Origin of the sequence: Microbispora sp. CSR-4 (genome assembly GCF_008033685.1) — a bacterium.
Classification (GTDB): domain Bacteria; phylum Actinomycetota; class Actinomycetes; order Streptosporangiales; family Streptosporangiaceae; genus Microbispora.
On the sequence record NZ_VJVX01000043.1, the window covers coordinates 66,028 to 76,424 of the forward strand.

General features: G+C 67.6%; 9 protein-coding genes. 6 read left to right on the forward strand and 3 right to left on the reverse strand.

Annotated elements, in window-relative coordinates:
• Nucleotides 1-9: 9 nt before the first annotated feature.
• Both FLV34_RS27430 and FLV34_RS27435 read left to right on the forward strand, forming a co-directional pair.
• Nucleotides 10-1,344, forward strand: coding sequence for a PTS transporter subunit EIIC (locus FLV34_RS27430; protein WP_142648118.1), 1,335 nt, complete (start codon nt 10-12; stop codon nt 1,342-1,344).
• Nucleotides 1,345-1,620: 276 nt separating this feature from the next.
• On the forward strand, nt 1,621-2,073 hold the full coding sequence (locus tag FLV34_RS27435) for an Rv3235 family protein (RefSeq protein WP_147944443.1): 453 nt from the start codon (nt 1,621-1,623) through the stop codon (nt 2,071-2,073).
• A 61-nt stretch (nt 2,074-2,134) separates the two neighbouring features.
• Here FLV34_RS27435 and secA read toward each other — a convergent pair whose 3' ends face one another.
• On the reverse strand, nt 2,135-4,936 hold the full coding sequence (gene secA, locus FLV34_RS27440) for a preprotein translocase subunit SecA (protein ID WP_142648116.1): 2,802 nt from the start codon (nt 4,934-4,936) through the stop codon (nt 2,135-2,137).
• A 219-nt stretch (nt 4,937-5,155) separates the two neighbouring features.
• Between secA and FLV34_RS27445 the strand changes: the two genes are divergently transcribed.
• Entirely contained in the window at nt 5,156-5,428 is a 273-nt protein-coding gene (locus tag FLV34_RS27445; protein ID WP_147944444.1) for an HGxxPAAW family protein, read from the forward strand.
• Nucleotides 5,429-5,486: 58 nt separating this feature from the next.
• On the forward strand, nt 5,487-6,704 hold the full coding sequence (locus tag FLV34_RS27450) for a winged helix-turn-helix domain-containing protein (protein WP_261985927.1): 1,218 nt from the start codon (nt 5,487-5,489) through the stop codon (nt 6,702-6,704).
• On the opposite strand, the gene FLV34_RS27455 is transcribed toward FLV34_RS27450, so the two are convergent.
• The gene (locus tag FLV34_RS27455; RefSeq protein ID WP_142623623.1) at nt 6,697-7,401 is read right to left on the reverse strand and encodes a response regulator transcription factor; all 705 of its coding nucleotides are present in this window, start codon (nt 7,399-7,401) and stop codon (nt 6,697-6,699) included. The two genes, FLV34_RS27450 and FLV34_RS27455, sit on opposite strands and share 8 nt — an antisense overlap.
• A gap of 232 nt (nt 7,402-7,633) precedes the next feature.
• Nucleotides 7,634-7,993: a hypothetical protein gene (locus FLV34_RS27460; protein ID WP_142648114.1), complete on the reverse strand. Its 360-nt coding sequence runs from the start codon at nt 7,991-7,993 to the stop codon at nt 7,634-7,636.
• Nucleotides 7,994-8,072: 79 nt separating this feature from the next.
• Between FLV34_RS27460 and FLV34_RS27465 the strand changes: the two genes are divergently transcribed.
• Both FLV34_RS27465 and FLV34_RS27470 read left to right on the forward strand, forming a co-directional pair.
• Nucleotides 8,073-9,668 carry an alpha/beta hydrolase gene (locus tag FLV34_RS27465; protein WP_187280753.1) on the forward strand — a complete coding sequence of 532 codons (1,596 nt, stop codon included), beginning with the start codon at nt 8,073-8,075 and terminating at the stop codon, nt 9,666-9,668.
• Nucleotides 9,669-9,754: 86 nt separating this feature from the next.
• The gene (locus FLV34_RS27470) at nt 9,755-10,138 is read left to right on the forward strand and encodes a hypothetical protein (protein ID WP_147944446.1); all 384 of its coding nucleotides are present in this window, start codon (nt 9,755-9,757) and stop codon (nt 10,136-10,138) included.
• Nucleotides 10,139-10,397: the final 259 nt, after the last annotated feature.

Consider the following 10,397-nt stretch of genomic DNA (forward strand, 5'->3'; position numbering starts at 1 on the left):
GAACACCAGATGAGTTCCACCTCCGCCGACGCGGGCCTGCCCGCAGCACCTGCCGGCCAGAACGCGGTGATGACCGCGCTTTCCCGCATCGGCCGCTCGCTGATGCTTCCGATCGCCGCGCTGCCCGCCGCGGCTCTCCTGCTCCGGATCGGCCAGGACGACCTCCTCGGCCGCACGGACAACGCGACGCTCGACAAGATCGCTCAGGTCATCGGCGGCGCGGGCGGCGCACTGTTCGACGCGCTGCCGCTGCTGTTCGCGGTCGGCGTCGCGGTCGGTTTCGCCCGCCGTGCCGACGGCTCCACCGCCCTTGCGGCCGTGGTCGGCTACCTCGTCTGGGACCGGGTCACCCACCTGATGTTCTTCGACGCCTCCGCGGACTCGGCGGTGCACACGAAGGTGGTCCAGTCCGTCCTGGGGGCGGACGGCAAGCCGACAGAGGTGCTCAACCTCGCGTCGGCCAACCCGACCGGAGTGCTCGGCGGCATCCTCATGGGCCTTGTCGCGGCCATCCTGTGGCAGAAGTACTACCGGACGAAACTCCCCGCCTATCTGGCTTTCTTCGGCGGCCGCCGCTTCGTGCCGATCCTCACCGCGCTGGCCGGGCTCGTCCTCGGCGTGGTCTTCGGCCTGATCTGGCAGCCGATCGGGCAGGGCCTGAGCAGCTTCGGCGACTGGCTCGCCGGCAACGCCACGATCGGCGCGGGCATCTACGGGATCGTGAACCGGGGCCTCATCCCCTTCGGCCTGCACCACTTCGTCAACTCGATCGTCTGGTTCACCGTGCCGGAGTGCACCGTCGGCGCCACGCACGCCACGGGCGACCTGAACTGCTACTTCGCGGGCCAGGACGGCGCGGGCGCGTTCATGGCGGGCTTCTTCCCGGTCATGATGTTCGGCCTGCCGGCCGCCGCGATCGCCATGTGGCGGGCCGCGCCGCCGCACCGCCGCGCCACGGTCGGCGGCATCATGCTCTCCACCGCCCTGATCTCGTTCGTCACCGGCATCACCGAGCCGATCGAGTTCGCGTTCATCTTCGTCGCCCCGATCCTGTTCGCGGCCCACGCGCTGCTCACCGGCATCTCGATGGCCGTGGTCGCGGCCCTCGACGGACGGCTCGGCTTCGGGTTCTCCGCCGGCGCGATCGACGCCGCCCTGAACGCGACGAAGGACAACACGCACAACTTCTGGCTGATCATGTTGATCGGCGTCATCTACTTCGTCGTCTACTACGTGATCTTCAGCTTCCTGATCAAGAAGCTGAACATCATGACGCCCGGTCGCGAACCCGAGCCCGACGTGGACTCGGGGGAGAGCGCCGACACGGCGCGGGCCCGCGCCTGACGCGTCAGGTTCCCCTCTCAGGGAGCAGGGGCGCCCGGTGATCCCGGGCGCCCCTGTTGTTTTCCCGCATTGCGGATGCCGCTAATGGCCGGCAGGCCCGCGCCCAAATCCGCGGTGACCCCGCCAACCCGCGGGAACCTGGCCGGAATCTTCCCGGACGAACCTCTGCACAAAGGCCCGCGGCTCGGCAAAGTTGGCGTTTTCTCGTATCAGGGCGGATGACCGCAACCTCTTTAAGACGTCAGTCAGGTTCACGGCGCAGAGAGCGGAGTCCCGATGCCCAAGCCCGTCCCCCTGCCACGGCTCGCGTCCGTCCCCCCGGCCGATCCTCCCTACGACGAGCGTGACGGCGGCGGCCACATCACCCATCCCGCCACGTACGGCGCACTCGCCCTGGCCCCCCTCCCGGCCCGTACGGGCATGCCCACGGACGAGCGCCGCCTGCGGGGGCTCGGCCAGGCGCTCGCGGAGGTCCTGGCCGGTCGCAGGCCGCCGGAGACCGTCCATGACCGGCTGACCGAGCGGGCCTACCGCGAGCTGGTCCGGGCCGGGAAGATGATCGATACCGAGCGGCCGCCCCTGACCGGCCTCCCCCACGTGCAGCGCCCCCGCGACGGAGTCATCGAGATGTGCCTGCTCGTCCACTGCGGGACGCGCAGCCGCGTGCTCGCCGTACGGCTGGAGCGGCGGGGCGTGCAGTGGCTGGTCACCGACTTCGAGACGGCGTAGGACGCGAAGGACCCCGCCGGGGCATCGCCCGGCGGGGTCCCTCTCAGGTCACGCTCTCAGGTCACGCCTGCTGGTTGCGCGGGTCGCCGTGGCAGCGCTTGTACTTCTTGCCCGAGCCGCAGGGGCAGGGCGCGTTGCGCTCGGTGTCGCCGTACGCGGCGCGCTGCTCGGGGGTCGACCGCACCCGGTTGACCTCCACGTCGCCGCTCTCGCCCGGCGCGGTGTAGACCATCTCGGTCGGCCGCGACGGCTGCCGCAGCGCGCGGGCGATGATCGAGCCGGTCTCGGCGAGCGCCGTGTCCTCCTCGGCGTTCTCCTCGACGATCGGGTTGGCCTGCACCTCGACCTCGAGGTTGAACAGGTAGCCGACCGACTCCTCCTTGATGCCGTCGAGCATCGCGGAGAACATCTCGTAGCCCTCGCGCTGATACTCGATCAGCGGGTCCTTCTGGGCATAGGCACGCATGCCGATGCCCTCCTGGAGGTAGTCCATCTCGTAGAGGTGCTCGCGCCACTTGCGGTCGAGCACCGACAGGATGACCCGGCGCTCCAGCTCGCGCATCGCCTCGGAGCCGAGCTGCTCCTCGCGGCGGTCGTAGGCCGCGAGCGCGTCCTCCTTGACCTTCTCGGCGATGATCTCCGCCGTGAGCTCCTCGCGGTCGCCACCGATCTGCTGGATGAGCTCGTCGACGGTGAAGGAGATCGGGTAGAGCTGGCCGAACGCCTTCCACAGCTTCTCGAGGTCCCACTCCTCGGCGAAACCCTCGGCCGTGGCGCCCTTGACGTAGTCGTCCACGACGTCGGTGACGAAGCCGCGGACCTGCTCGTGCAGGTCGGCGCCCTCCAGCACCCGCCGCCGCTCGGCGTAGATCACCGTGCGCTGGCGGTTCATGACCTCGTCGTACTTGAGGACGTTCTTGCGGATCTCGAAGTTCTGCTGCTCGACCTGGTGCTGCGCGGAGGCGATGGCCTTGGAGACCATGCCCGACTCGATCGGCACGTCATCCGGGATGTTGAGCCGCGTCATGATCATCTCGACCCTGGCCGAGTTGAACAGCCGCATGAGGTCGTCTTCGAGCGAGAGGTAGAAGCGCGACTCACCGGGGTCGCCCTGACGGCCGGAACGGCCGCGGAGCTGGTTGTCGATGCGCCGCGACTCGTGCCGCTCGGTGCCCAGCACGTAGAGCCCGCCGAGCTCGGTGACCTCCTCGTGCTCGGCCTTCACGGCCTCCTTGGCCTTCTCCAGCGCCTCGGGATAGGCCTTCTCGTACTCCTCCGGAGTCTCCGTCGGCGACAGGCCGCGCTGGTGCAGCTCAAGGTCGGCGCGGAACTCGGGGTTGCCGCCGAGCATGATGTCGGTGCCTCGACCGGCCATGTTGGTCGCCACGGTGACGGCGCCCTTGCGGCCCGCCTCGGCGACGATCGCGGCCTCACGCGCGTGGTTCTTCGCGTTCAGCACCTCGTGGGGCACGCCCTGGCGCTTGAGCATCCGCGACAGCTTCTCGGACTTCTCGACGCTGGTGGTGCCGACGAGGACCGGCTGGCCCTTCTCGTAGCGCTCCTTGATGTCCTCGACGCAGGCCTGGAACTTGGCGTCCTCGGTCTTGTAGACCACGTCGGGCTGGTCCTTGCGGACCATCGGCCGGTTGGTCGGGATCGGGACGACGCCCAGCTTGTAGGTCTGGTGGAACTCGTTCGCCTCGGTGGCCGCCGTACCGGTCATGCCGGCGAGCTTGTCGTAGAGGCGGAAGTAGTTCTGCAGCGTGATCGTGGCGAGAGTCTGGTTCTCGTCCTTGATCTTCACGCCTTCCTTGGCCTCGATGGCCTGGTGCATGCCCTCGTTGTAGCGACGGCCGTGCAGCACGCGCCCGGTGAACTCGTCGACGATCAGGACCTCGCCGTCGACGACGATGTAGTCCTTGTCCTTCTTGAACAGCTCCTTGGCCTTGAGGGCGTTGTTGAGGAACTGCACGAGGTGGGTGTGCTCGGGCTTGTAGAGGTTGTCGATGCCGAGCCAGTCCTCGACCTTCTCCACGCCCGCTTCGAGGATGCCGACGGTGCGCTTCTTCTCGTCGACGACGTAGTCGCCGGTGCTCTCCTCGCCGTCCTTGCCCTCGGTGCCGCGCCGCAGCCGGGGCACGATCTTGGCGAACTCCTGGTACCACTTGCCCGACTGCTCGCCCGGGCCGGAGATGATGAGCGGGGTCCTGGCCTCGTCGATCAGGATCGAGTCGACCTCGTCCACGATGGCGAAGTTGTGGCCGCGCTGGACGCACTCCTCGATCGACCACGCCATGTTGTCGCGCAGGTAGTCGAAGCCGAACTCGTTGTTCGTGCCGTACGTGATGTCGGCGTTGTACTGCTTGCGGCGCTCCTCCGGCGACATGTTGGCCAGGATGACCCCGACCTCCAGGCCGAGGAAGCGGTGGACGCGGCCCATGGTCTCGGCGTCGCGCTTGGCCAGGTAGTCGTTGACCGTGACGACGTGGACGCCCTTGCCCGAGATCGCGTTGAGGTAGGCGGGAAGAGTACAGGTGAGCGTCTTGCCCTCACCGGTGCGCATCTCGGAGATGTTGCCCATGTGCAGGTTGGCGCCACCCATGATCTGCACGTCGAAGTGACGCTGCCCGAGCACTCTGCGGGCGGCCTCGCGTACGGTCGCGAACGCCTCGGGGAGCAGGTCGTCGAGGGACTCGCCCTCGGCGTGACGCTGCTTGTACTCGGCGGTCAGCGCGCGGAGCTCGGCGTCGGACAGGCTCTTGAAGTCCTCTTCGATGGAGTTGACCTGCTCGGCGATGCGCTTGAGCTTCCGCAGAGTCTTGCCTTCGCCGGCGCGAAGGATCTTGTCGAGAATGGCTGGCACTTTTAGTAAAGCTCCTCGCAGGTCTACCTCGGTTGATCACCGGGGTGTGAGGACGAGACATACTTCCCCGCTAGCCATCGTAGGCGGTTCCAGTACCAGACACACCCACCTGCTATCGACGGAGCGCCGCGGCACAATCGCATAACTCATGGGGGAAAACCGCCGCCAGGGGTTCCCCCGATGTTCCGACCACCACTGCCATCAGGTAGAAAACGGGGTATGGCACAGAGCGGACACCAGGGCAGCCACGCGGGAAGCGCCAAATCTTGGCTTGCCGTCATCATCATCCTCATCGGCTTCACGCTCGGGGGCGTGGCGCTGACCCTCGGCCCCAACTGGCTCTTCGTCTGGATCGGCGTCGGCATCTGCGCGGTCGGCGGGCTGCTCGCGCTCGCGTTCGACATCTTCTCGGACGTGATCGTGGACGCGCCCCGCCAGATCCCGGTCCAGGAGCACCACTCGCCCTTCGAGCACCGGTCCATCAGCTCCTGAGGCAGCCCCCGAACCGCCGTAGGGGTTTTGTCGGTCACAGCGTCTAGCATCTCTGGCTGTGACCGACCTGACCGCAGACGAGGCCCGCAGGATCATCCTCCGGGCCCAGGGTTTCCTCGGCGCCACCGCCCGCGGCGGCGGCGTCCCCGGCATGCTGCGGCGCGTCGGCGCCGTCCAGCTCGACACCATCTCCGTCCTGGCCCGCTCCCACGAGCTCGTCGCGTACGCGCGCCTCGGGGCGGTCGGCCGCTCCGCGGTCGAGCGGGCCTATTGGGACGATCCCGCCCGCGCCTTCGAATACTGGTGCCACGCCGCCTGCATCCTGCCCATCGAGCAGTGGCCGCTGTACGCCTTCCGCCGCCGCGCGTACCGGGACCGGCGCTACCGCTGGCACGAGGTGCCGCCCGTGGTCGACAAGGTCCTCGAGCAGGTGCGCTCGGACGGCCCGCTCACCACGGCCGACATCGGCGGCGCCAAGAACGGAGGGCCGTGGTGGGACTGGTCGGACACCAAGATCGCCATCGAGTTCCTGCTCGACATCGGTGAGGTCGTCTGCACCCGCCGCGTCGGCTGGCGGCGCGTCTACGAGCTCGCCGAGCGCGCCGTCCCGGCGGACCTGCTCGCCCAGGATCTGTCCGACGACGAGTGCGTGACCCGGCTGACCACGATCGCCGGGCGGTCGCTCGGCGTGGCGACCCGGGCCGACCTGGTCGACTTCACCCGCGTCAAGGGCAAACACGCCGCCATGCTCGACGAGGCGCTGCTGAGCGGCGCCGCCGGCCTCGTGCCCGTACGGGTGTCCGGCTGGCCCGCACGGCGCGGCACGGACCCGCATGGCCCGAACGCCTGGGCGGACCGCGCGGCGCTGGAGAGCGAGCCGCGTGGGCGGCACCGCACCACGCCGCTGTCGCCGTTCGACTCGCTCATCTGGGAGCGGGCGCGGGCCGAGCGCGTGTTCGGCCTCAACCACCGCCTGGAGGCGTACGTCCCGAAGGACAAGCGGGTGCACGGCTACTTCGCGATGCCGGTGCTCGCGGGCGGGCGGATCATCGGCAGGGTCGACCCCGCCCGTGAGGGCGCCACGCTGGTCGCCAAGCAGGTCGGTTTCGAGCCCGGCGGCCGGGCCAGGGCCGTGGAGGCCATGAGCGACGCCCTGTGGGAGGCCGCGAGCTGGGTCGGCTGCACCGACGTGCGGGTGGAGCGGGTCGGCGCGGCCGACCTGGAGGCCCCGCTGCGCGCCGCGGTGGCCGGCGGCCCGGGCCGGCCGATCAGGTGATCTCCAGCAGCCGCTCGCGCACTGCGTAGACCACGGCCTCCATGCGCGAGTGGAGCTGGAGCTTCTCCAGGATGTTGCGGACGTGGTTCTTCACCGTGTTCTCGGAGATGAACAGGTCCTTCGCGATCTCGCGGTTGTTCATGCCCTTCGCGACGAGGCGCAGCACCTCCATCTCCCGGTCGGTCAGGCGGGGAACCGGGAGCTGGGGAGGCCGCTCGGCCTCCTTGCGGCTCATGTTCGCGAACTCGCTGATCAGCTTGGCCGCCATCGCGGGGTTGATGAGCGACTGCCCCTCGTGGACGCCGCGCACGGCGTCGGGCACCTCGTCGATCTGGACGTCCTTGAGCAGATAGCCCGTCGCACCCGCCTTGATCGCCTCGAAGAGGTCCTCCTCCTCGTCGCTGACGGTGAGCATGATGATCCGGGTGCTCGGCACCGACTCCTTGATCTTCCGGGTCGCCCCGATGCCGTCCAGCCTCGGCATGCGGACGTCCATCAGGACCACGTCCGGCATCAACCGGTCCGCGAGCTCCACGGCCTCCTGGCCGTCGCTCGCCTCGCCGACCACCTCGATATCCGCCTCCGCGGCCAGCGCGAGCTCCAGGCTGCGGCGGATCAGCGCGTGATCGTCGACGATCAGCACACGGATCGGCTCGCTGCGACCGGCTGCTCGGGCCGCCTCGTCGGGTCGGGTCACGGAACCTCCTTGCGGGGGCCAAGGACGCTGGATCGCCATCATGGCACGGTTCGGGAACCGGTGTGGATCTTCGTCGAGGCGTTACTACCCCCGGCACCAGGACATACCTGGGTGAACGACACCTGCTGCGTGGAACGTGCTCATCCTCTTCACGATAAGTGCCCACACCCCCGAATCACGCACTCTGCTTCGATGTCGCGGCTTTTCGGCCGGCATCGTAAGGCCCGGTTTCTCAGAGGAGGCCGTACCGGGAGAGCACGTCAGATACGACGGGCCCCACTGGGCTCATCTGGCGGAGAACCCCTCTCACCAGATCCGCCGGAGACGGCGGCTGCGAGATCCCTGGTGTGGGCGTTGGGGGGACGGCCGCCGCCGCGCCCCTGAGCAGCACGGCCCGTTCTCGCAGGCTTCCACTGACCGTCCCGGTGCCGCGCCGCATCGCTCCCAGCTCGGCCTGCACCCGATCCCGATGCGGGCCCTTCCAACTCATCCGGTCCATCAGGACGCCGACCGGCTGCAGCACTTCATCAATCGCCTCGGCCAGATCCTCATGTTCATGTGCCAACCGGCTCAAATCATCATGCAGAGACATCCCCGTTATTCCATCCGATCCAGGCGGGTGGCGTAAGAATCCTTCCACATTGTGCAACGACGGGCTAGGTTTTAGTCCTGTGGAGCCGGAACGGGTGGTCGACGCGGACGATCTGGAACAACTGGCCAAGCTTCTCACCGACAAACGACAACTGGCGGAGCAGTACTACAAGCGGGCCTGCCAACTCGTGGGACAGGCCCAGGCCACTCCACTGGCGGCCATGCTGCGGTGGGCCGGGGACACCGCCACAGAACTGGGCAACCGGGCCGCTATCGTCCGCGCAGCGGAAAAGGGCGGGGACCCATTCGGCGCATTGTCCACATTCGGCCTGACCACCGCAGTCGGGACCATTTCCGGTGATGACAAAATCCGGCTGCGGAAAGACCTGAAAAAGGTCATCAGCGACAACGCCGCATCCACTCCGGAGCAGCGAGTTCAGGCGATCCGAAAATTCTTCGGCAAACTGACCGCCGCCGAACGATCCTGGCTCGCGATCGAACAGCCCGACGTGGTCGGGCGACTGGACGGCGCGCCGGCCACAGTGCGCTACGCCGCCAACCGGCTCCTGATCGAGCGCGCCCTCACCCATGAACAGAAGGACCTGGCCGCCTTGAAGGCCACCGACCCCAAAAGTCCCCAGGTGACGCTTCTGGAGAAGCGGGTGGCCCGCATGACGGAATTCCTCCAGCCGCGGGTGACCGGCGACGGCCGGTCCGTCCCGCGCCAGTTCCTGCTGTTCGATCCGGCTGGCGACGGCCGCGTCGCGGAGGTCTTCGGCGACCTCGCCAAGGCCGAACACGTCGCCGTCATGGTCCCCGGCATCACCAACCGGCTCGACAACTACCACGACATAGCGCGAGACGCCACGCTGCTCTTGAGAGATCCCGAGACCAAGAGGGATCTGCCGGAGAGCGCGGTCATCACGTGGCTCGGTTATGACACGCCTGAGTTCGGCGACTCCGTGCTGCCTGCCAAGGCCGAGGCCGGTGCCCCCGCACTGCATTCGTTCCGTGCCGGGCTGGAGGCGGCCAAGGGTGCGAAGTTCGCCCTGTTCGCCCACAGCTACGGCACATTGCTGTCCAGCAAGGCCCTGCAGGAGGGGACGCCGTTCGACTCGGTCGTGTTCATGGGGAGCCCGGGACTCGGCCCCACCATCAAGAGCGCGGCCGATCTCAAGCTGAAACCCGGCACCCAGGTGTTCGCCATGCGCGCCCCAGGCGACTGGGTGTCCTACACGGAAGCACACGGCAAGGATCCTGCGGAGATGGCCGACATCCGACGGCTGGCCACCGGCCGGTCGTCCGGTCACTCCGAGTACTACATGCAGAAGAACACAGGGTTGAACAACCTGCAGACCATCCTCACCGGCGACGGGTGTGTTCAGACCTTTATGGGGTCGCCGAAACTGGATGACGAACAGTTCGGCGCCGCCAACGTGCGGGTCCTGGTCAAGGAACTACAGAGCAGGGTCCCGCAATGGAAGGCGGGAGCACTCGCCACGGCGTTCGAGCCGATTATCCGAGGGGCGATAAACGGCAGCACGGACGTACCCACGCTCATTGCCCTGACGACGACAACGCTCGCCGACTCCGGCCTCGGCGGCTACTTCGCCCCGCAGGACATCGCGCAGATCGTCGGCAAATCCCTCACGGAAGCCGGACCCGACCAGAGATGACCTTTCCGCTCAAACTTCGCCTCCTCGCCACAGTCCTAGCCCCGCTCGCGCTTGTGAGCGCCTGCACACGTGGACCGGAGATAAATATGACCCCTGAGGAATCTCGTCAGGTTCTCATCACGGAGGCCAAGGCCATCATCCGGGCAGTGTTCCCTGACGCCGAGCCCCTCGTCGCCGTACAGGTGAAGGATGCGCCGTGTGGCGGGCCTGTCGGTACCGACGACACGAGCGTGACAAGTGTCCTCACGGTTCGCAGCGACACCGCGAACGACACGTCCGATCCGGACGAGGTGTTCCGGGAAGTCCTCACAGTGCTGCGGCAACGCGGCTGGACCATCAACTACACGAAAGGTCGCGTGGCCGGTGCCGAACGCAAAGGCGTGGGCGGCATCAGTGTGGGGGTGCCAAAATCCCCTGTCGGAATCAACATCGGCGGCGACACGGAATGCGTGAAGAACCCTGATAGATAGGTTTCCAAACGCTCCGACACCCCCTCATGCTGGCGAGCGTGTGCCGAACTGCTACCCAATTCCGCTACCCATCGTGATGAGTGACCAACAGACCAAATGATCTCCCTGTCCCGGAACCGCCGCGCCATCATCGCGATGCTATGCCTGCCCATTCCCCTGGCAGGGCCCAAGCGTTCTCGGCTGGTGAGATGGGCGCAGCCCTGGGACGGACGGGTAGTTGAGGGCGCCCCGGTGCGGAGATGACAAACGCGACCCCTCA